Origin of the sequence: Roseobacter sp. HKCC-CH-9208 (genome assembly GCF_037805125.1) — a bacterium.
GTDB lineage: Bacteria > Pseudomonadota > Alphaproteobacteria > Rhodobacterales > Rhodobacteraceae > M30B80.
In genome coordinates, this window is the sequence record NZ_JBBLYK010000001.1 from 299,923 (window position 1) to 323,270 (window position 23,348).

The following is a 23,348-nucleotide window of genomic DNA, read 5'->3' on the forward strand; positions in this document are numbered from 1 at the left end:
TTTTCCGAAAATTTGCCGTTACTATGCCCGAGGTAACACACCTCAGCACATAAACCTTCGATCCGCCGCATAGGGGTATACAGCAGGCGTATCGAACCCGTTGAGGATAGGGGAAAACGATGGGGAAATATTATTTTGGCGATGCCGTGCGTGACAAGGACGACACCCTTGATCACCATATGGCCTTCACGCGATTGCGGCAGCATTGGAACAGTTTGCGCGAGACTGGCCGCGAACCACCCAAAGCACGCGATTTGCAGCCGCATATCTTAGGCGCGGCCCTACCATTTGTGTTTTTGGTGGAAAATCTAGGCGGCGAGATTTTGCGCCTGAAACTGGGCGGCACGCATTTATGCGATGTTATGGGGATGGAACTTCGCGGAATGCCGCTGCGGTCGAGCCTGTTTTCACGGGGCCTGCGAAATTGGATATAAGACTGCAAAGCAGCTATAGCGGGATTGAGCCACCCGTTTTGGCGCGCATCTTCCTTTTGCCCTTGCAAAGCGCCTCGGGCATGATTGATCGCGCCATTGGGGCTTTTGTGGCCAAAGGGCCGCTTAACCATGCGCCCTATCGGTTTGAGATTGAGCGCACGGATCTGCACCCGCTTCATGCAGAAACGGCGCTTATAACGCCGCCGCCTCATATGGGCATGAAACCCACCAAAGTGCCCCACCTGCGCGTCCTTTCAGGGGCGCGCGCAGGCTAGCCCGTTAGCGCGGCGGGGTTTTATCCCGCCGCCGCTGTCGCCGCATCACGGCGGGTTGAGGACAATTCCTCCGCCACCAAGAAGGCCAATTCAAGCGACTGGCTGGCATTGAGGCGCGGATCACAGGCCGTGTGATAGCGGCTTGAGAGATCCTCATCGGTCACAGCGCGTACGCCGCCTGTGCATTCGGTGACATCTTTGCCTGTCATCTCGAAATGCACCCCGCCGGGAATGGTGCCTTCGGCGCGGTGGATGGCAAAGAATTCGTGCACCTCCCGCAAAACCGAGTCGAAAGGCCGCGTCTTAAACCCACTGGCCGATTTGATCGTATTGCCGTGCATTGGGTCACAGCTCCAGACCACATTTGCCCCGTGCGATTGCACTGTGCGCACAAGGCGCGGCAGGTGATCGCCAACTTTGCCCGCACCAAAGCGCGCAATCAATGTCAGGCGGCCTGCCTCATTTTCTGGGTTCAACTTATCCATCAGGATTTTCAGATCATCCTCGGTGGTGGTTGGGCCGCATTTCAGACCAATCGGGTTTTGCACCCCTGCACAGAATTCAACATGCGCGCCCTCTGGCTGACGGGTGCGGTCACCAATCCAGATCATATGACCCGAGCCTGCAATCGGTTTGCCGGTGGTCGAGTCAATCCGACACAGGGCTTCCTCATATTCCAACAACAGCGCCTCATGGCTCGTGTAGAAGTCAACACTGTGCAATTCATGTGTGGTCTGTGGGCTGATGCCAGCCGCACGCATGAAATCAAGGCTATCTTGGATATGATTGGCCATGTCGCGGTATCTCTCCGCGTCATCGTGATCGGTAAAGCCCAAAGTCCAGCTATGCACCCGCTCGATATCTGCAAAACCACCCGTTGAGAAAGCCCGCAACAGGTTCAACGAGGCGGCGGCCTGCGTATAGGCCTGCAACATTTTAGCAGGGTCAGGAATGCGCGCCTCGGGCGTAAAGGCCAACTCATTGATGATATCACCGCGATAAGACGGCAACTCGACCCCGTTGATCACCTCGGTGGGCGCTGAGCGCGGCTTGGCGAATTGCCCTGCCATACGGCCCACTTTGACCACAGGAACCTTGGCACCATAGGTCAAGACCATCGCCATTTGCAGCATGACCTTGAACGTGTCGCGAATGGAATCTGCCGAAAACTCCGCAAAGCTTTCGGCGCAATCGCCCCCTTGCAGCAAAAACGCCTCACCACGGGCCGCTTTGCCAAGCGCGGCTTTGAGGCGGCGCGCCTCGCCTGCAAAAACCAAAGGAGGATATTTACCAAGCTGCGCCTCAACCGCCGCCAATGCCGCCTGATCAGGATAATCAGGCATCTGCACGCGCGGCTTACTGCGCCAACTAGATTTCGTCCATGTTTGTGCGACTTCAGCACCCATGGGAGCCTCCTTCGGTCTTCCATAAAAATTACGATTTCGGCCTGCTTATAGACGCGGAAACACCGCGCGTCCAATGGCAATTTTGTAAGTTACGGATCAAAAGGGGGGCTTGCGGCGCGCGCAATTTGGTGGTTTCGCTAAAGAAACGACCACGTAAGGTTGCATAGCGATATGCGCCCCCCGTGTGATGTTTAGTGATTATCGCTTTGTTCAAAGGACTTTGGAGATGAGCAGACCGACCCCCCGCGATGCAGACGCCGCGAAACGCTATGTTTTTGTGCTGTTGGATCGCTTTACGATGCTCTGCTTTGCCTCTGCGGTCGAAGCCTTGCGCATTGCCAATCGTATGTCGGGACGCACGCTCTATGAATGGGCCTTGGCGGGTGATGGGGGCGAGGTTGCGTATTGCTCTGCGGGGATCGGCTATAAGCTAGACATGGATCTCGAAGAGCTGACCCGCGAAGACACAATCATGCTGTGCGGCGGGATTGATGTGCAATCCGCGACAACGAAACGCATTCTCAACTGGTTGCGGCGCGAGGCGCGGCGCGGGTCTGTTGTGGGCGGGCTGTGCACCGCAGGCTATACATTGGCCAAGGCGGGGCTGTTGGACGGCAAACGCGCCACGATCCATTGGGAAAACCAAGACAGCTTTTCCGAAGAATTCGAAGATGTCACCCTGACAAAATCGGTCTTTGTGATTGATGGCAACCGCATCACCACCGCAGGCGGCACCGCATCGATTGATTTGATGCTGAAAATCATCGCCAATGATCATGGCGAGGAATTGGCGAATTTGGTGGCGGATCAGTTGATCTATACCTCGATCCGCACCGACCAAGACACGCAGCGCCTGTCAATTCCAACCCGCATCGGTGTGCGTCATCCTAAACTCAGCCAAGTTATTCGGATGATGGAGCATAATATCGAAGACCCGATCAGCCCGGCGAGTTTGGCCAAAGAGGTCGGAATGTCCACGCGCCAATTAGAGCGATTGTTCCGCCGCTACCTGAACCGCAGCCCCAAGCGATATTACATGGAATTACGCCTTGCCAAGGCACGCAATCTGCTGATGCAAACCGATATGAGCGTGATCAATGTGGCATTGGCCTGTGGCTTTGCATCCCCCTCGCATTTTTCAAAATGCTATCGAGCGCAATATGACACTACCCCCTATCGCGAGCGCGGCACCCATGCGAGCAAACCTGACATAATCGTCAAGTAAATACGCTATTGCCCCACCCGTGCGGCGCGCCCCCCACGGCGCACTGCGCGCGGGGCTTGCTCAAGCGCCTCGCGCAGGGTTTCGCTCATCGGGTGCGCTTGATCTTCGGCTGCATATTGCTCAAGCAAATGGCGAATATAGGTTTTGGGGTCATCCGCGGTGATGGACAATGCCCAATCCATGAAAATCGTGCGGCATTGGCCCCGCGTGATCCCCTCGATGCGATAGGCCTCGCGGATCAGCGCCTTTGGATCATAGATATCGCCCTTCATAGCACCGAAACTCCTGCATCCCATATGCCCTTGGTCGATCTAGGGCTTGCGCGTCAAAGCGGCCTCGACAATTGCGACAGATTCCACGCGGCCAGCGTCAAGAGCCGCTTCCAAACTGGCGCGATCCGCATGGCCCGTGGCGCGCACCAGAAATTCTAGCCCACCCTGCCCGATATCACTTGGATCAAGCGGCGCGTCCGTCAAGAGGCGCGCAGCCTGCGCCGCACGAGAAAATAGCGCATGCGCGGCGGATAAGGCCTCCGCTTCGGCTTGGGTCAGCCAACCGCATTTGGCCGCTGCGCGCAAATGGCGCGCGGTGGCACGGGCCGCACTGCCCGCAATCAGCGCGCCCGCCTGCCCGATCAGATCAATATCTTGCATACCGCCCATGCCCGCCTTGACGTCAAAGGTGCTGCCCTTGCGCCCTGCCGCAGCAAGGCGTTGGCGCATATCGGCCAAATCCGCGATGATTGTGCTTGGCTTGCGCGGGGTTTGGATCACCTGCATCCGCGTGGCTTCGACATCTGCGCCAAGGTTTGCATCGCCCGCCACGACACGCGCGCGGGTAAGGGCCATATGCTCCCACCCCCATGCCTCATTCATTTGATAATGCGTGAAGGCCTCCAACGATGTCGCAACCGGCCCTTTGCGGCCTGAGGGCCGCAGACGCATATCCACCTCATAAAGCCGCCCCTCTGACGTCGGCGCAGAGAGTGCGGTGATCAGCATTTTTGTTGCCTTCGAGAACCACCCCCGCGCGTCCAATGGGCGTGGGCCATCCGTCATCTCAACACCGCCCGCATCATAAATGACGATCAAATCCAAATCCGACCCCGCCGTGAGCCGCGCAGCGCCAAGGCTCCCCATGGCCAAAACAACCCCACCGCGACCTGGCGCGTCCCCATGTTTTTTGGCCAATTCCGCACAAACCAAAGGCCAGAAACAGGCAATCACCACATCGGCCAAATCGGTATAGTGCTTGGCCGCTTCTTCGGCCTCTATGAGGCCTCGCAGGTGATGCACCCCAACACGGAAATGCCATTCTTTCAGCCAACGGCGCGCAGCGTCCAACTGTCCTTCATAATCAAGCCCGTCAAGCGCGCTGCTAAGAGATTGCACTAATTCGCCCCGTGCGGGCCATGGCGCAAAGAACCCACCGCTGAGAACCGCATCTAGAACTTTAGCATTGCGCGATAAGTATTTGGAAAGCGCGGGCGCTGTTGCGCAAATATCGGCCAAAAGGTCAATCAATGACGGGTTTGATTGGAATAAAGAAAATAGTTGAACACCCGCAGGCAAACCCCTGAGAAAGCTATCAAAATTTGAAAGGCTTTCATCTGAATTTGCGGATTTCATCAGCTTGGCTAAGAGGGCGGGTTTGATCTGTTCGAAAATCTCGCGCCCGCGTGATGCGCGCAAACACGAATAGCCCGGCCAACGCGATAAAATCTCTATTTGTGAGGGGGTAAGAGTGACATCTTCATGTTCAATCTCAGCTTGCTTTTGCGGTGTGTAAAACGGCTCGCAGGCATCATCAACTGCGTGCAATCGCGCGAGAAGCGCGGCACGAAATGCGGTGACATCGCCCTCGCCCATAAAGGCCGCAAGCCGCGCAAACCCTTCGGGCGATTTGGGCAAGCTGTGCGTCTGCGCGTCATGGATCATCTGCAAACGATGCTCGACCTCGCGATGCGCGATGTAATGTGCGGTCAGGCTTTCTGTGACTTCTGGATCAACCCATGATTTCTCAGCCAAGGCGGCCAAAGCATCAACCGTGCGCCGCATCCGCAAATCGGGATCTCTGCCACCCGCCACCAATTGGCGGGTCTGGGCAAAAAATTCGATCTCACGAATGCCGCCCGCCCCCAGTTTCATATTATGCCCCTCAAGGGTGAACCCATGCAGGCCCTTATGGTCGCGGATACGCTGACGCATGTCTTGGGTGTCACGGATGGCGGCGAAATCCAAATGCTTGCGCCACACGAAGGGGGTGAGGGTTTTCAAGAACCGCTCCCCTGCCGCAATATCACCTGCGGCAGCGCGCGCCTTAATATATGCGGCGCGCTCCCAATTTCGCCCCTCCGCCTCGTAATAGCGTTCAGCCGCAGCCATTGAGATACAAACGGGCGTCACAGAGGCATCGGGGCGCAGCCGAAGATCGGTGCGGAACACATAACCCTCGGATGTGATTTCCCCCAAACTTGCGGCAATGCGGCGGGTTGCGCGCACGAAGCCTGTGCGCGCCTCCATCTCATCACCTGCATCGAATCTTGTCTCATCAAAGAGGCAGATCAGGTCAATGTCAGAGGAATAATTCAACTCCCCCGCCCCCATTTTCCCCATCGCAAGCGCCACCATTCCCGCGCCATCGCGCAGCGCGTCCTCCTCGGTTTGGGTGGGAATGCGTCCGCGCCGCGCCTCGGCCCCGACATGAACCCGCAGCGCCGCCTGCACACAGGCATCAGCGAATTGCGACCAAAGGGCGGTGGTGGTCAACAAATCCCAAACCCCGCCACAATCGGCCAAAGCCACAAGGATCGCGGCGCGGCGTTTGAGGCGGCGCAGACCCGCATCCAGATCACTGGCCCCTAAAGCGGCGGCCTCTGCCAAAATCGCCGCCATACCCGCCTCAGGCGCGGCGCTGAGGGCCGGGATCAGCCAATCGACTTCGCGGCGGATCAGGCCCGCAAGATACGGCGCAGATCCGGCCACGCCATGGATGACCTCACGCAGTTCAGGCGCAAGGTCGTTCAATTGGGGCAGATCCGCGAACAGACCCGTAGCCAAGGCCCCCTCATAGGCAAGGGGGGCGCGGGTGATCCGATTGCCAAAGGGGGCGGCGTTTAGGGTCATCTTGTCATTATCATGCGTTTGCGCTCAAAGGTTGTGACAGATGATAGAAGGGAATGCGCATGAGCAAAAGCCTTGCCCGCGTGGCCCATGCCCTAGAGAGGGCGGGGCTAGAGGCTGTGATCCTCGAGATGGCCGAAGGCACCCGCACCGCCGAAGATGCGGCGCGCGCGGCAAAATGCCAAATCGATCAAATTGCGAAATCAATCATATTCCGCGAGGTCGCGAGCGGTGAGTTGGTTTTGTTCATCACCGCAGGCGGCAATCAGGTCGATCCTTCGCGCGCCGAAGCCCTGACTGGGTGCGCCTTGGCGCGGGCGGATGCCGACACGATTCGCCGTGTCACGGGCTTTGCAATCGGGGGCGTGGCCCCTGTCGGGCATCTGAGCCCCTTGCGCATATGGTTTGACCCGCGGCTTTTAGCCTTTGATTTGGTATACGCGGCGGCAGGCACACCGCGCCATATTTTTGGCATCTCCCCCGAACAGCTTTTGCAACTGAGCGGGGCGAAACAGGCCGATTTCGTGGCCGAATAAAAAGAATCGGAACAGATGCCAAGATTTTCCTTGAAATGGGAAACATGACGCACTAGGAGCCCCCCTTACGAACCGGGTGCCGATCCCAACCTCGCTGCCAACAGCGGGGGGGCGCTAAGGGCCCACCACATCAATCTGCTGGTAAGAAGGGGGCGTGCTATGTCTAGCGCCGACCTCTTCCAACTGGGGACTGGTCTGGAGACAGGCGCCCATGCGGAAGACACTCACAGCCTTTTGGCTGACCGAAGCGTGTTCGATGAAACACGCGATGATCACTTCATTCGCCGCGATGGCCGCGTTTTCGCGGGCACGCATCTGATTCTCGAAGTCGTCAATGGCCATGGCCTTGATGACGAGGCGCGGATCCAAACTGCATTTCGCGACTGCGTGCGCGAATGTGGGGCAACGCTTCTGCACATTCACACCCACAAATTCAGCCCCCAGGGCGTGTCGGGTGTGGCGGTTTTGGCGGAAAGCCATATCTCGGTGCATACATGGCCCGAGATTGGCTATGGCGCATTTGACGTCTTTATGTGCGGCGATGCCGAACCATGGCGCGCGGTAGATGTGCTTAAAGCGGCCTTTGGCACGCAAGATGTGCGCGTCACAGAATTGCTGCGCGGCGAAGGTCTGGTGACCGAGGCGATTGCCGCGGCATAATTGCGCGTGCAGGGGCGGTGAAATCCCGCCCCTCTCCCTGCCCCAAACTGCCCGAAAGGAGGCCGCCTATGAGCGATCCTGAAACCATGCGCGATTGGAGCGTTGAGCGTCTGCACCAAGATCACGGGCAAGCATTGCGCGTGGCGCAGATGCATTATGACAGTGAAACCGATCACCAACGCCTACGCGTGTTTGAAAACCCCACTTTTGGGCGCATCCTAACGCTTGATGGCGTGGTGCAGGTGACCGAAGCCGATAATTTCATCTATCATGAAATGCTGACCCATGTGCCGATTTTGGCCCATGGCGCCGCCAAGCGCGTGCTGATTGTGGGCGGTGGCGATGGTGGCATGGCGCGCGAGGTGCTGAAACATGACAGCATCGAACAGGTGACCATGGTCGAGATTGATGCGGGCGTGGTGGATTTTTCTAAGAAATATCTGGCCGCCATTTCAGATGGGGGCTTTGATGACCCCCGCCTTGATCTGGTGATCAATGATGGTGCCGTGTTCATGAAACAAAACGCGGATGTCTATGATGTTATCATCATCGACAGCACTGATCCCGTTGGCCCCGGTGAGGTTCTCTTTACCGATCATTTCTACTGCCACGCCAAGGCGCGTTTGGCCGACGGTGGGATTTTGGTCACGCAAAACGGGGTTCCGTTCCTGCAAGGGGATGAGCTGACAGGCACAATGCGGGCCTTCAAGACGCTATTTTCTGATTACAGCTGCTATCTGGCGAGCATTCCGACCTATGCAGGCGGGCCTATGGCCTTTGGCTGGGGCAGTGACAGTAACGCGCGGCATGTTGATCTTGCCACCCTTGAGGCGCGGTTCAAAGCGGCAGGGATCAGCACAGATTATTATACCCCCGAGGTACATCGCGGCGCGTTCGCCCTGCCCCCCTATGTGGCGCGTCTGATCCCCTAAGGGGTTATTCCGCCGCTTCGGTTTTCTGGGCCGCCTCAAGTTGGGCGGCCTTTTTTTCGACCTGCTCTACGATATGGTCGATCATTTGGTCATTGTTCAGCTTGTGGCTTTGTTTGCCTGCAAGATAGACCATACCTGACCCAGCACCGCCCCCCGTAAAGCCGACATCGGTCATCAGCGCCTCGCCTGGCCCGTTGACCACACAGCCGATAATCGAAAGGCTCATCGGGGTTTTGATATGCTCAAGACGCTTTTCCAAAGCCTCGACTGTTTTGATCACATCAAAGCCCTGACGCGCGCAAGATGGACAGGAAATGATATTCACCCCACGATGGCGCAGGCCCAAAGTTTTGAGGATCTCATAGCCAACCTTCACCTCTTGCACAGGATCGGCAGAAAGGCTGACACGGATCGTGTCACCAATCCCCATCCACAACAAACTGCCCAAACCAATTGCAGATTTGATTGTGCCAGAGGTCAAACCGCCTGCTTCAGTGATGCCCAAATGAATGGGGGCATCGGTGGCCTCAGCCAGACCTTGATAGGCCGCAGCCGCCAAAAACACATCGGACGCTTTGACCGAGATTTTGAACTCGTGAAAATCGTTATCCTGCAAGATCCGAATGTGATCGAGGCCTGATTCAATCATCGCCTCAGGGCAAGGTTCGCCATATTTCTCAAGCAGATGCTTTTCCAAGGAGCCTGCATTCACCCCGATACGGATCGAGCAATTATGATCACGGGCGGCCTTGATCACCTCGCGCACACGGGTTGCATCGCCAATATTGCCAGGATTGATCCGCAAACAGGCCGCGCCTGCTTCTGCCGCCTCAATGCCGCGCTTATAGTGGAAATGGATATCTGCAACGATTGGCACGGGGCTTTCGCGCACAATCTCTTTCAGCGCCTTTGAGCTGGCCTCATCTGGCACGGAGACGCGCACGATATCGGCGCCTGCCTCGGCACAGGCCTGAACCTGCGCGATGGTCGCCTTAATATCGGTGGTGGGGGTGTTGGTCATGGTTTGCACGGAAATCGGTGCATCCCCCCCAACTGGCACAGAGCCCACATGAATCTGACGGCTTTTGCGGCGGTCGATATTACGCCAAGGGCGGATCGGATTGTGAGACATGGGGAGTGTGACCTTTATCTTGTCGCATCGCAAAGACGTTTCACCGCGCAAGATAAGCCCTTGCCACCGATTGCACAATGCTTGGACACGCAGAGCGCGAACAGGGCCCAGATTTATTCGCCTTGCGCGAGGCGCTCGAGAACCAATTGCGCCACTTCGGGCAATTGCGGATCAGAGGCCGCGCTTGCAATGGAATAGCGGTTTTGAATCTCATCGGCAGAAATCGGCACATCCTTGATCACACTGCTGCCTTCACCCGCAGGGCCAAAGGTGACAGAGTTCAGCGCAAAATAAAGCGCGCTTGAATTGCCTGCGCGCAGCACGGGCACCTCATCGATTACAGGGACGGTATAACTATCGCCCGCATTCAACGTGCCCTCAAAAAGAACGGTGCCATCGGTCATCGTGACCCTGATCCAGGAGGGGCGCACAGCAAATAGGACAACCTCATCGCGCTGCTCTTGGGTCACGGGCGGATTGCTGGTTGAGGCGGTCGGTGCGGCCTCCCCCCCTCCTGCGGCGGCAATCGCGCGCGAGATATCATCGGGGCGCAAAACGGGGCTGTTATCGCGGGCAAAGGCCCCTGTGGTTGAGGGGTTCAATGTGCTGATGGCGCGGTCACGCGGCACCAAGACCGGGGCCTCAAGCAAGGTGGGGCGATACAGACGCTCCATCGCGGCACTGTCGCGCGTCTCTTCCTGAGCCGGCAGAGCGGGGCTTGCATCGGCCAAATCGCTGGTTGTGTTTTGCGGCAAGGGCAGCGGGTCAAGCGCCGTCAACGCAACGGGCATGTCAGACACAGGCGCGAATTGGACGCGCTGAAAATCATTGAGCAAGACCCACGCACCATAGCCCACACCAAGCAAAACCACCGACAAGACAAAAAGCGAGCCAAGCGCGCCCGCCTCAAGCCGAGGGAGAAACCCGTCATCCGTGTCGTATAAAACATGGCGCTTTGAAAAGCGGCGGTCTTCTTGTAGGCCACCCATCTGGCCTTTGGGCATTTCAATTTTCTGCGGGCTGCGCGCGGTGCGATCCACCTCGGGAGAGAACCCGCTGACCCCTGAAAACCCTGTTTCCTCGCAAAACCGCGAAAAAACCCATTCAGGGTCAAGACCCAGATACCGCGCATATGACCGCACATAACCCGCGATAAACCCGCGCGAAGTAAAGACGGTTAAATCTGCGTTTTCGATAGCGGCGATATATGAGGCACGGATCCGCAAATCCGCCTCAACATCCTGCAGCGATTTACCGATGGTTGCGCGTTCACCGCGCATCAGATCGCCCAAAGGCACATCCATCAGCAATTCGCTGTGCAATTCTTCTGTTGATGCCCCCATCATACCCGTCTCATCATGCCCCATTTGGCGCCCCACTTAACCTGCCCTTGGATGCAGTTTCTGGCCAAAACTGCTTTTCCATCACCCATATACCGCAAGGCCGATTCGTATCGGCCCCGTCATCCCCCAAAGACAGAATAGCATAAGCTAGGCTAGGTGATAAACTTATTGTGTATTAACCCGCCAACTCGGCACGATTCAGCGCACAATGGCTCCAGAGGCGATCCATGGCATGCACCAAAGCATCCATCATTTTGGGGTCATGCACAGGGCTTGGGGTAAAGCGCAACCGCTCCGTCCCGCGAGGAACAGTTGGGAAATTGATGGGCTGCACATAAATCCCGTGATCCCGCAAAAGCATATCCGAGATTTTCTTGGTATGAACAGGGTCACCTACGATCACAGGCACAATGTGGCTGCCGTGATCAATGATAGGCAGGCCCATCCCCTGTAAGCGCACTTTCAGAACTGCTGCGCGCTCTTGATGCAGATCCCGCAGGGCCTGATCCGTCTTAAGATGCGCAACCGAAGCGGCAGCGCCCGCTGCAACCACAGGTGGCAGTGATGTTGTGAAAATGAAACCCGGCGCATAAGAGCGCACAGCATCACACATTTTGGCCGATGCCGCGATATAGCCGCCCATCACACCATAGGCTTTGCCAAGCGTGCCGTTGATAATGTCGATACGATCCGACAAGCCCAGTTTTTGGGCCACCCCGCCCCCGCGTGGGCCATACATCCCCACCGCGTGAACCTCGTCCAAATAGGTCAAAGCGCCGAATTCCTCGGCCAATTCTACGATCCCCGCAATCGGGCCAAAATCGCCATCCATCGAATAGACCGATTCAAAGGCAATCATTTTTGGTGCGGCAGGATCATCTGCCGCCAGTTTGGCGCGCAAATCAGCAAGATCATTGTGTTTGAACACGCGCTTTGCCCCGCCATTGCGGCGAATGCCCTCAATCATAGAGGCGTGGTTCAACTCATCGGAATAGATGATCAGACCCGGAAACAGCCACGGCAGGGTCGAGAGGGTGGCATCATTGGCAATGTAGGCAGAGGTGAATACAAGCGCCGCCTCTTTGTCGTGCAAATCGGCCAATTCCGCCTCAAGGCGTTTGTGATAGACAGTGGTGCCTGAAATGTTGCGCGTGCCGCCAGACCCTGCACCTGTGGCGTCAAGCGCCTCGTGCATAGCGTTCAAAACGACAGGGTGCTGCCCCATGCCCAAATAATCATTGCCGCACCAGACCGTGATATCCTGCTGGCTGCCATCGGGCCGCGTCCAAGTTGCGTGCGGAAATTGTCCCTTGCGGCGTTCAATATCAATGAACGTGCGATAGCGACCCTCGTTGTGAAGGCTATCCAAGGCATGATTAAGGGCGTTGTTATAATCCACACTCGTCTCCTTACATTTCCGCGCGCAGGCCGTGGTTTAAGGTTTAACGGCCAGCGTTGCGTGTCAGATAGTCCCTTCGCTGTTGAAAATCCAAGTAACAAATTGACGCGCGCCTGTATTTGATCTGGCGCAAATTTAAATTTGGTTGACATGCAAACACGCGCAAGCGCCCAAGATGTAGTGGTTTGCAAGGCCGTTTTTGGCTTTTCGCCGCGAGATAAAGCTGCCAATATAGGAAAATCGTAAGGCAAAAATGTGATTGAGCAGAGCATGGCGGATGATCTTTTGGGCCAAGCGGCCTCGGAACAAGCCTATGACGCCTCATCTATTGAGGTGTTGGAAGGGTTGGAACCCGTCCGCAAGCGCCCGGGCATGTATATTGGCGGCACCGATGAACGCGCCTTGCACCATTTGGTGGCCGAAATCCTTGACAACTCGATGGACGAGGCTGTCGCGGGCCATGCCAATCGGATTGAGATTGAACTGGCCGCAGATTACACCGTCACAATCCGCGACAATGGCCGCGGGATGCCGATTGATCCGCATCCCAAATTCCCCGACAAATCCGCGCTTGAGGTGATTTTATGCACCCTCCACGCGGGCGGTAAGTTTTCGGGCAAGGCCTATCAAACCTCGGGCGGCTTGCACGGGGTTGGGGCATCGGTCGTGAATGCGCTTTCCGATCATTTGCGGGTCGAGGTGGCCCGCAATCGCACGCTTTACGCGCAAGAATTCTCGCGCGGCCTGCCCCAAGGGGGATTGCAGAACCTTGGCGCGGCCCCCAATCGGCGCGGCACGCAAGTCAGCTTTCATGCCGATGAACAAATCTTTGGTAGCCATCGCTTTAAGCCTGCCCGCCTGTTCAAAATGGTGCGCTCTAAGGCCTATTTATTTTCAGGCGTGGAAATTCGCTGGAAATCCGCACTTGATGACGGCGAAACCCCACAGGAGGCCACGTTCCATTTCCCGGGCGGCTTGGCCGATTATCTGGGCGAGGTTTTGGGAAATGCCGCGACCTATGCGCACGCCCCCTTTGCGGGCAAGGTAGAGTTTCAAGAACGCTTCGGTGCGGCGGGTTCGGTCGAATGGGCAATCAATTGGACACCGGCACGCGATGGTTTCATCCAATCTTATTGTAATACCGTTCCCACGCCTGAGGGCGGCACTCATGAGGCAGGGTTTTGGGCGGCGATCCTGAAGGGCATTCGCGCCTATGGCGAATTGGCGGGCAATCGCAAGGCCGCGAACATCACCCGCGAAGATCTAAATGCGGGCGGATGTGCGCTGGTGTCATGCTTTATCGCAGAGCCCGAATTTGTTGGGCAGACGAAAGACCGTCTTGCCACCACCGAAGCGGCGCGCATGGTCGAAGGGGCGGTGCGCGACCGCTTTGACAATTGGTTGGCCGCCGATACCAAATCGGCGGGGGCGATCCTCGATTTTCTGATCCTCCGCGCCGAAGAACGCCTGCGCCGCAGACAAGAAAAAGAAACGCAGCGCAAATCCGCCACCAAGCGCCTGCGTCTGCCTGGTAAGTTGGTGGATTGTTCGGCTACGAACCGCGAAGGCACCGAATTGTTTATCGTGGAAGGCGACAGTGCGGGCGGGTCTGCCAAAATGGCCCGCGACCGCAAGACCCAAGCCCTGCTGCCTCTGCGTGGTAAAATTTTGAACGTGCTCGGTGCGGCCTCCTCAAAAATGGGCCAAAACCAAGAGATCAACGATCTGTGTCAGGCGCTTGGCGTGTCGATGGGCACGAAATTCAATGTTGAAGATCTGCGTTATGACAAAATCATCATCATGACCGATGCCGATGTGGATGGGGCACATATCGCCTCGCTCTTGATGACTTTTTTCTTCACCCAGATGCGTCCGATGATTGATCAGGGCCATCTCTATCTCGCCTGCCCGCCCTTGTTCCGCCTGACCCAAGGCGCGCATAGGGTCTATGCCCTTGATGAGGCCGAGAAAGAGAGTTGGATGGCGCGCGGCTTAGGCGGGCGCGGTAAGATTGATGTGAGCCGATTTAAGGGTCTGGGCGAGATGGACGCCAAAGACCTGAAGGAAACCACGATGGATCCCGCCTCGCGCAAGTTGATCCGTGTCACAGTTGATGAGGACACGCCCGGCGAAACTGGGGATCTGGTGGAACGTTTGATGGGCAAAAAGCCCGAATTGCGGTTCCAATATATCCAAGATAATGCGCGCTTTGTTGAGGAATTGGACGTTTAACCCTGTCGAATATTGGCACAGTTTGGGCGCTCACGCCCCTTGCGCCTTTTCCTCAAGCAGCAGCCATTCTTCTTCGGCAGCCGCAAGTTTCGCCTGACGTTCGGCCAAGGCCTCGGTCGCTTTGGCGAATTTGACGGGTTCGCGGGTGTAGAGATCAGGGTCAGACAGCAATTCAGACAGCTTGCCCATTTCCGCCTCAAGCCGCGCAATCACCGATGGCAACTCCTTGAGACGATGAGTTTCCGTGAAACTGAGACCCGCAGCGGGTTTTGCACCCGCATTTGACACCACCCGATCAGGGCCTGATTTTGCGGCAGGCGGTGCTTCGCGATCCTCCGGCGCAGCCCCGATCCGCGCGCCTTGGGCCAAGGTATCGCTCCATCCGCCCGCATAGGCCTGCGCACGGCCCTGCCCCTCAAGGACAACCGTGCTGGTGGCAACCCGATCCAGAAAATCGCGGTCATGGCTGACCAAAAGAACCGTGCCCGCATAGTCGCCAAGCAGATCTTGCAGCAAATCCAATGTCTCGACATCCAGATCATTGGTCGGTTCGTCCAAGATCAAAAGATTGCTTTCGCGCGCCATGATTTTAGCAAGCATCAACCGCGCCCGCTCGCCCCCCGAGAGGGAGCGCACAGGCGCGCGCGCTTGCGCCTCGTCAAACAGGAAATCTTTGAGATAGCCCATCACATGGCGGGGGCTGCCGCGCACCATGACCTGATCAGATGATCCATTCACGGCAATCTCACGATCCAAGGTCAGGCTGTCCCACAGACTGACCTCAGGGTTCAATCCTGCGCGGTTTTGGTCAAACACCGCCATCTCAAGGCCCTTGCCCAAGGTGACATGCCCCGTGTCAGGGGCAAGTTGGCCTGTCAGCATATTCAAAAGCGTGGTTTTGCCTGCGCCATTTGGGCCGACAAACCCCACCCGATCCCCGCGCAAAATGCGCAGATTAAAGGGTTTCAGAATTTGCGTTTCTCCAAAGGATTTTGCAATTCCCTTGGCCTCGATCACCTTGCGGCCAGATTGCGGCCCCTCCTCCAACACCATGGCGGCGGCGGATTGGCGGCGGATCATTGCAGCGCGTTCTGCCCGCAAATCGGCCAAAGCGCGCACACGGCCCTGATTGCGTTTGCGCCGTGCACTGATCCCTTCAACGGCCCAACGGGCCTCGGATTTGATTTTGCGATCCAATTTGTGGCGCGCTGTGTCTTCCTCGTCCCAAACCTTATCGCGCCACGCCTCGAAGCTGGCAAAGCCTTGTTCATTGCGGCGCAACTGCCCGCGATCCACCCATAAGGTGGCGCGGGTCAAGGCGTTCAAAAACGCACGGTCATGCGAGATCACGACAAAGGCTGTGCGGGTTTCTGCAAGCCGCGCCTCGAGCCATCCGATGGCCTCGATATCAAGATGGTTGGTGGGTTCGTCCAAGAGCATGATATCAGGCTCTTCGGCCAAAAGCCGTGCAAGGGCCGCGCGGCGGCGCTCCCCGCCAGAGGCCTTGGCAGGATCAGCGTCAAGGCGCAGCTTAAGACCATCGGCCAAGGCCTCGACCCGCCACGCTTCGCTTGGGCCAAGCGTGGCCGTGGCAAAATCACCCAATGTGGCAAAGCCCGTAAAATCAGGCTCTTGTTCCATATAGCCGACCGAGGTGCCTTGCGGGCTTGTGATGCTGCCTGTGTCAGGTTCGGTCAACCCTGCCATGACCTTCATCAAGGTCGATTTGCCCGACCCGTTGCGCCCAACGAGCGCCACGCGATCCCCCTGATGCACAACCAAATCCAACCCATCAAAAATGGGATCACCGCCAAAGGTCAGTGAAATATCCGAAAGCTGCAAAAGCGAGGGGCGGGCCATTGGGGTTATCTTTCACGCAAGCCCGCCTGAACACGGCGGGCTTGTTGTTGGTCAATCACGAATGGCCCGAACAGCCGCCATCTGGTCAGGTTCGCCAATCACAGCGCCATTTGGCCCAAGCCCACGCTTGATCTGATCGACAATCTCCATCCCCGATGTGACCTCGCCCACAACGCTGTAATCCCCATTCAATTGGGGCACGGGGGCAAACATGATGAAGAATTGCGAATTGGCGCTGTCTGGGTTCGCGGCGCGGGCCATGCCGACCACGCCCCGCTCGAAGCTGATATCAGAAAATTCGGCAGGCAGGTCTGGATATTGGGATCCGCCCCGCCCTGCAAAGCGCATATCTTGCCCGATGCGGCCATATTCCACATCGCCCGTTTGTGCCATGAACCCATCAATCACGCGGTGAAACACCACGCCATCATAAGCGCCATCTTCGGCCAGTTGCAGCATCCGCGCCGTATGTTCTGGGGCGACATCCTCGAACAAGTCGATGACGATGGTGCCATTCGCCTCGCCCGCGATATCAATCTCCAGCCCCGCCCCAAAGGCAGGGCTTGCCAGAAGCAAGGCCATCGCTGCGCCAAGCTTACGCATCTGCGGCCACCTTCACGCTGATCATTTTATCAGGGTTTGCAGGCGGCTCGCCGCGGGTGATCGCGTCAATATGCTCCATCCCTGCAATCACGCGGCCATAAACGGTGTATTGGCGATTGAGGAAATGGTTGTCGTTGAAATTAATAAAAAACTGGCTGTTTGCCGAATTGGGGTTGGAAGAACGCGCAGCCCCCAATGTTCCGCGATCATGCGGAATACCAGAGAATTCAGCAGGCAAATCAGGCTTGTCCGAACCGCCCGTGCCCGCCATGCGGATATTCGCGCCCTTGTCGGCATTGCCATGTTCAACATCGCCCGTTTGCGCCATGAAACCGTCAATCACGCGGTGAAAGATCACACCATCATAGGCGCCTTCACGCGCCAATTCCTTCATGCGCGCGCAATGCGCAGGCGCAATTTCAGGCAGCAATTCGATGGCGACAGTGCCGTCTTTCAGCTCCATCAGGATGGTGTTTTCGGGGTCTTTGATCTCGGCCATGCCTTTATTCCTCGTTGCGGATATCTGACTTTGGCCCTGACCTATCAGGATGAGAATTTCGCGTCTAGCGCTTGCTGCACAGCGGGCGGCACGAAATGGCTGACATCGCCCCCAAGCCGGGCGATTTCTTTGACCAGTTTTGAGGCAATCGCCTGATGCTCGGCCTCGGCCATCAAAAAGACAGTGTTGATCTCATCATCCAGTTTGCGGTTCATGCCGACCATCTGGAATTCATATTCGAAATCGGCGACCGCACGCAGGCCGCGGATGATAAGCCCCGCCCCAACCTCGCGCGCGCAATCAATCAAAAGATTGTCGAAGGGATGCGCGACAATCTCAATGCCCGTGGCGCGTGACAGTTTCGCGCTTTCGGCCTCGACCATAGCCACCCGTTCCTCAAGGGTGAAAAGCGGGCCTTTATCGCGGTTGATCGCAACACCAATCACCAATCGATCAACCAATGTGGCCGCACGGCGGATAACATCGACATGGCCCAATGTGATTGGATCGAATGTGCCCGGATATAGGCCTGTGCGCATCTGCAAATCTCCCAACTTTGGCATATGCTGCCACTATTACGCGGTCACGCAACATTATTGCGCCGCGAAACGCAAGCTAAAAGCAGCGCGCGGCAGCCTCCGCTTCAAGCCGCGCCACCTCGGCGCGCAGCCCCGCGGACAAAGCCTCAACCAAACGCCCCAACCTGTCAGAGCGCCGATCTTGCTCGTGGCGCACAAGATAAAAGGCCCGTTTCAGGCTGATGTCATCCTTCAGCACAATCCGCAATTCGGGCGCAAAAGGCAGTGCAAAATCATGCACAAAGCCAATCCCGCCCTGCCGCAGCATGTGCAACTGCACCGCGACAGAATTTGACGCCATCTGCACCCGTCCGCGCCCCAAGAGCCCAAGATAGTCCAATTCTTTGTCGAAAATCATATCGGGAATATAGCCCACCACCGCATGATCCCGCGACTTGGCCAGATCATCGGGCGGAGTCAGATCGGCGCGCATCGCCAAATGCAAATGGTAATCGGTGATCTTTTGCACCAAAAGCCGCCCCGCATCAGGTGGGCTGACAGTAATCGCCAAATCCGCTTCGCGCTTGGATAGGTTCACAACCCGCGGCAGGGCCAGAATTTGGATATCGAGATCAGGGTTATCGGCGCGGATGGCCGCGCAGACCTTTGGCAGCAAATAATTGGCGCAGCCATCAGGTGCGCCGATCCGCACCGTGCCAGACAACCCCGCCTGCCCCTGCCTGCCCGCAAGCGGAACGGCAAGGGCCGCCTCGGCAGCCTCGGCTGCGGGCAAAAGCTCCTCGCCTACACTGCTCAGGACATAGCCTTGAGGGGATTTCACAAACAGCTCGGCCCCCAGCTGCGCCTCAAGCCGTGCAATACGCCGCCCGATTGTAGCCGCATCAAGCCGCAGCGTTTTCCCTGCCCCTGTCAGGCTTTCGGCCCGCGCAACGGCCAGAAAGACACGCATATCATCCCAATTCATCGCCCCGTCCATTTTGCAAAAATGCAAGACTGATTTGGATTTATGCCTCTTTTCCCGACAGGATTGCAAGTATAGAACAGCCACCAAGTGTAGATTTTCAACAAAAGGGTGGGATCATGGAACAGATCGGTCACTGGATTAACGGCGCGCATGTCGCGGGCACATCAGGCCGCACCGCGGATGTCTTTAACCCCGCAACAGGGGAAGTGCAGGCGCAGGTGGCATTGGCCTCGCAGGAAGAAATGGATCGCGCAATCGCCTCTGCCGCAGAGGCGCAAATTGCGTGGGGTGCCACAAACCCACAACGCCGCGCGCGGGTGATGATGGAATTGGTGCGCCTTCTTAACCGCGATATGGACAAACTGGCCGAGGCCATCAGCCGCGAACATGGCAAGACCTTCCCAGATGCAAAAGGCGATGTGCAGCGCGGGCTAGAGGTGATTGAATTTTGCATCGGCGCACCGCATCTGCTGAAGGGTGAATTCACAGATGCCGCAGGCCCTGGTATTGACATGTATTCCATGCGCCAACCTTTGGGCGTTGTTGCAGGGATCACGCCGTTCAACTTTCCCGCCATGATCCCTTTGTGGAAATTGGGCCCTGCCTTGGCATCGGGCAACGCGATGATCCTCAAACCTTCGGAACGTGATCCGTCCTGCCCGATGATGTTGGGTGCGCTTTTGAAAGAGGCGGGTTTGCCTGATGGCGTGTTCCAAGTGATCAATGGCGATAAGGGGGCTGTGGATGCCATCTTGGACAGCGAGATCGTTCAGGCCGTAGGCTTTGTGGGGTCGACCCCGATTGCGCAATATATCTATAGCCGCGCGGCCGAAACAGGCAAACGCTGCCAATGCTTTGGCGGTGCGAAAAACCATATGATCATCATGCCCGATGCCGATATGGATCAGGCCGCTGACGCCTTGGTCGGCGCGGGTTATGGGGCGGCAGGCGAACGCTGCATGGCGATTTCCGTGGCCGTGCCAGTGGGTGACGAAACCGCAGATCGGTTGATCGAAAAACTTGTCCCTCGGATCGAGGCGCTGAAGGTCGGCCCCTATACCGCCGGCAATGATGTCGATTTCGGGCCAGTTGTGACCAAGGCCGCCAAGGAAAACATCCTGCGCCTTGTGCAAACAGGCGTGGATCAGGGCGCGGAATTGGTTGTCGATGGCCGTGATTTCAATCTGCAAGGCTATGAAAACGGGTTCTTTGTAGGCGCGCATCTTTTTGACCGCGTCACCCCCGACATGGACATCTATAAAACCGAGATTTTCGGCCCCGTCTTGTCGACTGTGCGCGCCGCTTCCTATGAAGAGGCTTTGGGTCTTGCGATGGATCACGAATATGGCAATGGCACCGCGATCTTTACCCGTGACGGCGATGCGGCGCGCGATTTTGCGTCCCGTGTGAATATCGGGATGGTTGGCATCAACGTGCCAATCCCCGTTCCCTTGGCCTATCACACCTTTGGCGGTTGGAAGCGGTCAGGCTTTGGCGATTTGAACCAGCACGGGCCAGATTCCTTCCGTTTCTACACCCGCACCAAGACCGTGACCTCGCGTTGGCCAAGCGGGATCAAGGAAGGGGCTGCGTTTAACTTCAAAGCAATGGATTGATCCTGCCGCGAAAATCACCAAACTCAACACAAGCCCCCGCGCAGACCTTGCGCGGGGGTTCGCCGTGACACTAGGGAGGGGGCCATGAGCGAGGCAGAGTTTCTCAATATCCGCAAAGACGGGCGCGCAGGCCGCGTCACCCTGACGCGGCCACAGGCCCTGAATGCGCTCTCGCAATCCATGTGCGCAGAAATTGCCGCAACGCTTGACGCATGGGCCGCGGATGAGACAGTCGAGATTGTGATCCTAGATGCAATGGGCGAGCGGGCCTTTTGTGCAGGCGGGGATATTGCCGAAATTTACGAGGCGGGTCGCGCGGGCGATATGGAAATTGGCGCGCGCTACTGGGCCGATGAATATCGCATGAACGCTAAGTTGTTCCACTTCCCCCGCCCTGTGATCAGCTTCATGCAAGGCTATACGATGGGCGGCGGTGTGGGGTTGGGCTGCCACGCCTCGCATCGCATCGTGGGCGACAGCAGCATTCTTGCCATGCCCGAGGTCGGAATCGGCCTTGTCCCAGATGTCGGCGGCACCTTGATCCTGAGCCGCGCGCAAGGTCGCTTGGGCGAATATCTGGGCGTCACGGGCGCACGGTTGACAGGTGCCGATGCGATTTACGCAGGCTTTGCAGATTATTATATTCCTGAGGCGGATTGGCCCGCATTGATTTCAGAGCTTTGCGAAAGCGCGGATTATGGTTTGGTGGATCAGGCCGCTGCGGGCCATACGGCCCCTGCCGCCCCGCTTGCCGCCCTGCAAGCCGAGATTGACCACCATTTTGGCGGCGAAACCCTACGCGATATTCTCAATGCGTTGGAATTCTCCGACAGCGATTTTGCGACATCCACCTTGGCCGAGATGGGTAAGAAATCACCCCTGTCAATGGCCTGCACGGTGGAATTGGTGCATCGTGCGCGCCTGCGCGACACAATCGAAAATGCGCTAGAGCAGGAATACCGCTTTACCTCGCGCGCTGTGGAAAAGGCCGATTTCCTAGAGGGCGTGCGCGCGCAGATCATCGACAAAGACCGCAACCCGAATTGGATGCATAGCAGCCCGCGCGATGTGCCGCCCGCGATGGTGGCATCGCTGCTCTTGCCATTGGGACCAAGGGCGCTGAAACTGGATTAAGCAAGAATAAGGGGCCAAACCATGCAGATCGCATTCATCGGATTGGGCAATATGGGCGCACCCATGGCGCTTAATTTGCACAGCGCAGGTCACACAGTCACGGGGTTCGACACGGCTGCCGCACCTGACGGGATCTCCTGCGCCACATCGGCGGCGGAGGCCGCCCATGGGGCAGAGGTGGTGATCACCATGCTGCCCAATGGCATGATTGCGCGCGCCGTGGCGGATGATGTTTTGGCCGTTCTGCCACAGGGCGCGCTGGTGATTGATTGCTCAACCATTGAGGTTGACGCGGCCCGCGTAATCGCCGAGGCCGCCGCCGCAAAAGGGATCGGGTTTCTCGATGCGCCCGTCTCAGGGGGCGTTGGTGGGGCGGCAGCAGGCACGCTGACATTTATGGTTGGCGGGGATGAGGCGGATTTCACCCGTGCCGCGCCCCTGTTCGAGATCATGGGGCAAAAGGCCGTGCATTGCGGTGCAGCGGGAAATGGTCAGGCGGCAAAGATCTGCAACAATATGATCCTAGGGATCACTATGATTGGGACGTGCGAGGCTTTTGCGCTGGCCGATAAGCTGGGCCTTGAGCGGCAGGCGATGTTTGATGTTGTCTCGACCTCATCGGGTGCCAGTTGGTCGATCAATGCCTATTGCCCTGCCCCTGGTGTTGGGCCGCAAAGCCCCGCTGATAACGGCTACAAGCCTGGATTTGCGGCGGAATTGATGCTGAAAGATCTGCGCCTGTCGCAGGATGCCGCAACGGCCGCGGATGCCGCCACCCCGCTTGGCGCATTGGCCGAGGCGATCTATGCGCAATTTGTCGAAAACGAAGATGGGCGCGGCAAAGACTTCTCTGCCATGCTGCCACGTTTGGCCGCAATGAGCAGAAAAAGAACCTAATTTACAAAAATATTTCCCCGCCCTCTTGTGGCGGGGTTTTTTGTGCCCACATGTGTTAATGTAATTAACATTAACATCATGGCACGGCTGCGCAGCAAAGGAGAAACGCATATGCAAAGCCAAACACTTATGCCCCCTACCCCTGTTCAAGGTTGGTTCTCGCGGGCCGAGGCGTTTTTGGATCAACGTGGCAAACCTGCATGGATTGCAGCGATGGTTCTGGGGTTCATCCTATTTTGGCCCTTAGGTCTGGCCCTTCTGTTTTATATGATCTGGAGAAAAGACATGTTCAAAACCTGCAAAAAATTGCGCCATGCTCACATGGGTGGCAGCACAGGCAATAGCGCCTTTGACGCCTATAAGGCCGATACGCTTAAGCGCCTTGAGGATGAGCAGCATGCTTTTGAAGGGTTTCTTGGACGTCTGCGCGAAGCCAAGGACAAAACCGAATTTGACGCCTTTATGAAAGAGCGTGATGCAAAAACAGGCGCCCCGGCCCCACAGGCCGAGTGATCCATAAATGCAACGCTTACCCCACCC

Annotated in this window: 22 protein-coding genes; 11 read left to right on the plus strand and 11 right to left on the minus strand. The window is 57.3% G+C overall.

Annotated features, from left to right (window positions below):
* The first annotated feature begins 119 nt into the window (after positions 1-119).
* Both AAC621_RS01515 and AAC621_RS01520 read left to right on the plus strand, forming a co-directional pair.
* Complete coding sequence (locus tag AAC621_RS01515) at positions 120-434, plus strand: PAS domain-containing protein (RefSeq protein WP_340251506.1); 315 nt, start codon at positions 120-122, stop codon at positions 432-434.
* Positions 425-709 carry a hypothetical protein gene (locus tag AAC621_RS01520; RefSeq protein WP_340251508.1) on the plus strand — a complete coding sequence of 95 codons (285 nt, stop codon included), beginning with the start codon at positions 425-427 and terminating at the stop codon, positions 707-709. Before AAC621_RS01515 ends, AAC621_RS01520 begins: the two co-directional genes overlap by 10 nt.
* A gap of 20 nt (positions 710-729) precedes the next feature.
* On the opposite strand, the gene AAC621_RS01525 is transcribed toward AAC621_RS01520, so the two are convergent.
* The gene (locus AAC621_RS01525; protein ID WP_340251510.1) at positions 730-2,115 is read right to left on the minus strand and encodes a class II 3-deoxy-7-phosphoheptulonate synthase; all 1,386 of its coding nucleotides are present in this window, start codon (positions 2,113-2,115) and stop codon (positions 730-732) included.
* A gap of 226 nt (positions 2,116-2,341) precedes the next feature.
* Here AAC621_RS01525 and AAC621_RS01530 point away from each other — a divergent pair, with 226 nt between their 5' ends.
* The gene (locus AAC621_RS01530) at positions 2,342-3,340 is read left to right on the plus strand and encodes a GlxA family transcriptional regulator (RefSeq protein WP_317654482.1); all 999 of its coding nucleotides are present in this window, start codon (positions 2,342-2,344) and stop codon (positions 3,338-3,340) included.
* 5 nt (positions 3,341-3,345) lie between these two features.
* On the opposite strand, the gene AAC621_RS01535 is transcribed toward AAC621_RS01530, so the two are convergent.
* Complete coding sequence (locus AAC621_RS01535) at positions 3,346-3,612, minus strand: hypothetical protein (RefSeq protein ID WP_340251513.1); 267 nt, start codon at positions 3,610-3,612, stop codon at positions 3,346-3,348.
* 39 nt (positions 3,613-3,651) lie between these two features.
* Positions 3,652-6,465, minus strand: coding sequence for a bifunctional [glutamine synthetase] adenylyltransferase/[glutamine synthetase]-adenylyl-L-tyrosine phosphorylase (locus tag AAC621_RS01540; RefSeq protein ID WP_340251515.1), 2,814 nt, complete (start codon positions 6,463-6,465; stop codon positions 3,652-3,654).
* 59 nt (positions 6,466-6,524) lie between these two features.
* Between AAC621_RS01540 and AAC621_RS01545 the strand changes: the two genes are divergently transcribed.
* The 3 genes from AAC621_RS01545 to speE all read left to right on the plus strand — a co-directional run bounded on the left by AAC621_RS01545 (position 6,525) and on the right by speE (position 8,590).
* Complete coding sequence (locus AAC621_RS01545; RefSeq protein WP_340251517.1) at positions 6,525-6,998, plus strand: YbaK/EbsC family protein; 474 nt, start codon at positions 6,525-6,527, stop codon at positions 6,996-6,998.
* A gap of 159 nt (positions 6,999-7,157) precedes the next feature.
* Positions 7,158-7,658, plus strand: a complete 501-nt coding sequence (speD, locus tag AAC621_RS01550) for an adenosylmethionine decarboxylase (protein ID WP_340251520.1) — start codon at positions 7,158-7,160, stop codon at positions 7,656-7,658.
* A 68-nt stretch (positions 7,659-7,726) separates the two neighbouring features.
* Entirely contained in the window at positions 7,727-8,590 is an 864-nt protein-coding gene (gene speE / locus AAC621_RS01555; protein ID WP_340251522.1) for a polyamine aminopropyltransferase, read from the plus strand.
* Positions 8,591-8,594: 4 nt separating this feature from the next.
* Here the strand turns inward: speE and ispG are convergent, their stop codons facing one another.
* The 3 genes from ispG to hemA form a co-directional block, all read right to left on the minus strand.
* Positions 8,595-9,722 (minus strand): flavodoxin-dependent (E)-4-hydroxy-3-methylbut-2-enyl-diphosphate synthase, encoded by a 1,128-nt coding sequence (gene ispG / locus AAC621_RS01560; RefSeq protein WP_340251525.1) that lies wholly within the window; start codon positions 9,720-9,722, stop codon positions 8,595-8,597.
* Positions 9,723-9,835: 113 nt separating this feature from the next.
* Complete coding sequence (locus tag AAC621_RS01565) at positions 9,836-11,101, minus strand: helix-turn-helix domain-containing protein (protein ID WP_340251527.1); 1,266 nt, start codon at positions 11,099-11,101, stop codon at positions 9,836-9,838.
* Between the two features lie 139 nt (positions 11,102-11,240).
* Complete coding sequence (gene hemA / locus AAC621_RS01570) at positions 11,241-12,464, minus strand: 5-aminolevulinate synthase (protein ID WP_340251529.1); 1,224 nt, start codon at positions 12,462-12,464, stop codon at positions 11,241-11,243.
* 270 nt (positions 12,465-12,734) lie between these two features.
* On the opposite strand from hemA, the gene parE reads away from it, so the two are divergent.
* A complete protein-coding gene (parE, locus tag AAC621_RS01575) occupies positions 12,735-14,696 on the plus strand; it encodes a DNA topoisomerase IV subunit B (RefSeq protein WP_340251531.1) in 1,962 nt (653 codons plus the stop codon).
* A 30-nt stretch (positions 14,697-14,726) separates the two neighbouring features.
* On the opposite strand, the gene AAC621_RS01580 is transcribed toward parE, so the two are convergent.
* The 5 genes from AAC621_RS01580 to AAC621_RS01600 form a co-directional block, all read right to left on the minus strand.
* Positions 14,727-16,556, minus strand: a complete 1,830-nt coding sequence (locus AAC621_RS01580) for an ABC-F family ATP-binding cassette domain-containing protein (RefSeq protein WP_340251533.1) — start codon at positions 16,554-16,556, stop codon at positions 14,727-14,729.
* Between the two features lie 51 nt (positions 16,557-16,607).
* Positions 16,608-17,159 carry a peptidylprolyl isomerase gene (locus AAC621_RS01585; RefSeq protein ID WP_340251535.1) on the minus strand — a complete coding sequence of 184 codons (552 nt, stop codon included), beginning with the start codon at positions 17,157-17,159 and terminating at the stop codon, positions 16,608-16,610.
* Entirely contained in the window at positions 17,152-17,658 is a 507-nt protein-coding gene (locus AAC621_RS01590) for a peptidylprolyl isomerase (RefSeq protein ID WP_340251537.1), read from the minus strand. The genes AAC621_RS01585 and AAC621_RS01590 overlap by 8 nt, the downstream gene beginning before the upstream one ends.
* Before the next feature lie 44 nt (positions 17,659-17,702).
* A complete protein-coding gene (gene coaD, locus AAC621_RS01595; RefSeq protein WP_340256245.1) occupies positions 17,703-18,197 on the minus strand; it encodes a pantetheine-phosphate adenylyltransferase in 495 nt (164 codons plus the stop codon).
* Between the two features lie 76 nt (positions 18,198-18,273).
* On the minus strand, positions 18,274-19,161 hold the full coding sequence (locus tag AAC621_RS01600) for a LysR family transcriptional regulator (RefSeq protein WP_340251539.1): 888 nt from the start codon (positions 19,159-19,161) through the stop codon (positions 18,274-18,276).
* Positions 19,162-19,277: 116 nt separating this feature from the next.
* On the opposite strand from AAC621_RS01600, the gene AAC621_RS01605 reads away from it, so the two are divergent.
* From AAC621_RS01605 to AAC621_RS01620, 4 genes are all read left to right on the plus strand, one after another.
* The gene (locus AAC621_RS01605; protein ID WP_340251541.1) at positions 19,278-20,777 is read left to right on the plus strand and encodes a CoA-acylating methylmalonate-semialdehyde dehydrogenase; all 1,500 of its coding nucleotides are present in this window, start codon (positions 19,278-19,280) and stop codon (positions 20,775-20,777) included.
* 84 nt (positions 20,778-20,861) lie between these two features.
* On the plus strand, positions 20,862-21,911 hold the full coding sequence (locus tag AAC621_RS01610) for an enoyl-CoA hydratase/isomerase family protein (protein WP_340251544.1): 1,050 nt from the start codon (positions 20,862-20,864) through the stop codon (positions 21,909-21,911).
* 21 nt (positions 21,912-21,932) lie between these two features.
* The gene (gene mmsB, locus AAC621_RS01615; protein WP_340251546.1) at positions 21,933-22,808 is read left to right on the plus strand and encodes a 3-hydroxyisobutyrate dehydrogenase; all 876 of its coding nucleotides are present in this window, start codon (positions 21,933-21,935) and stop codon (positions 22,806-22,808) included.
* Positions 22,809-22,919: 111 nt separating this feature from the next.
* Entirely contained in the window at positions 22,920-23,321 is a 402-nt protein-coding gene (locus AAC621_RS01620) for a DUF2852 domain-containing protein (RefSeq protein ID WP_340251549.1), read from the plus strand.
* The last annotated feature ends 27 nt before the right edge of the window (positions 23,322-23,348 follow it).

What these genes read in the sequence shown, in the direction of transcription:
- speD (WP_340251520.1), top strand. Translation starts at nt 7,158, where the DNA reads ATGTCTAGCGCCGACCTCTTCCAACTGGGGACTGGTCTGGAGACAGGC.
- AAC621_RS01530 (WP_317654482.1), top strand. Translation starts at nt 2,342, where the DNA reads ATGAGCAGACCGACCCCCCGCGATGCAGACGCCGCGAAACGCTATGTT.
- AAC621_RS01585 (WP_340251535.1), bottom strand. Translation starts at nt 17,159, where the DNA reads ATGCGTAAGCTTGGCGCAGCGATGGCCTTGCTTCTGGCAAGCCCTGCC.
- coaD (WP_340256245.1), bottom strand. Translation starts at nt 18,197, where the DNA reads ATGCGCACAGGCCTATATCCGGGCACATTCGATCCAATCACATTGGGC.
- AAC621_RS01610 (WP_340251544.1), top strand. Translation starts at nt 20,862, where the DNA reads ATGAGCGAGGCAGAGTTTCTCAATATCCGCAAAGACGGGCGCGCAGGC.
- ispG (WP_340251525.1), bottom strand. Translation starts at nt 9,722, where the DNA reads ATGTCTCACAATCCGATCCGCCCTTGGCGTAATATCGACCGCCGCAAA.
- AAC621_RS01605 (WP_340251541.1), top strand. Translation starts at nt 19,278, where the DNA reads ATGGAACAGATCGGTCACTGGATTAACGGCGCGCATGTCGCGGGCACA.
- mmsB (WP_340251546.1), top strand. Translation starts at nt 21,933, where the DNA reads ATGCAGATCGCATTCATCGGATTGGGCAATATGGGCGCACCCATGGCG.
- AAC621_RS01600 (WP_340251539.1), bottom strand. Translation starts at nt 19,161, where the DNA reads ATGAATTGGGATGATATGCGTGTCTTTCTGGCCGTTGCGCGGGCCGAA.
- AAC621_RS01580 (WP_340251533.1), bottom strand. Translation starts at nt 16,556, where the DNA reads ATGGCCCGCCCCTCGCTTTTGCAGCTTTCGGATATTTCACTGACCTTT.
- AAC621_RS01525 (WP_340251510.1), bottom strand. Translation starts at nt 2,115, where the DNA reads ATGGGTGCTGAAGTCGCACAAACATGGACGAAATCTAGTTGGCGCAGT.
- AAC621_RS01535 (WP_340251513.1), bottom strand. Translation starts at nt 3,612, where the DNA reads ATGAAGGGCGATATCTATGATCCAAAGGCGCTGATCCGCGAGGCCTAT.
- AAC621_RS01590 (WP_340251537.1), bottom strand. Translation starts at nt 17,658, where the DNA reads ATGGCCGAGATCAAAGACCCCGAAAACACCATCCTGATGGAGCTGAAA.
- speE (WP_340251522.1), top strand. Translation starts at nt 7,727, where the DNA reads ATGAGCGATCCTGAAACCATGCGCGATTGGAGCGTTGAGCGTCTGCAC.
- AAC621_RS01545 (WP_340251517.1), top strand. Translation starts at nt 6,525, where the DNA reads ATGAGCAAAAGCCTTGCCCGCGTGGCCCATGCCCTAGAGAGGGCGGGG.
- AAC621_RS01515 (WP_340251506.1), top strand. Translation starts at nt 120, where the DNA reads ATGGGGAAATATTATTTTGGCGATGCCGTGCGTGACAAGGACGACACC.
- parE (WP_340251531.1), top strand. Translation starts at nt 12,735, where the DNA reads ATGGCGGATGATCTTTTGGGCCAAGCGGCCTCGGAACAAGCCTATGAC.
- AAC621_RS01540 (WP_340251515.1), bottom strand. Translation starts at nt 6,465, where the DNA reads ATGACCCTAAACGCCGCCCCCTTTGGCAATCGGATCACCCGCGCCCCC.
- AAC621_RS01620 (WP_340251549.1), top strand. Translation starts at nt 22,920, where the DNA reads ATGCAAAGCCAAACACTTATGCCCCCTACCCCTGTTCAAGGTTGGTTC.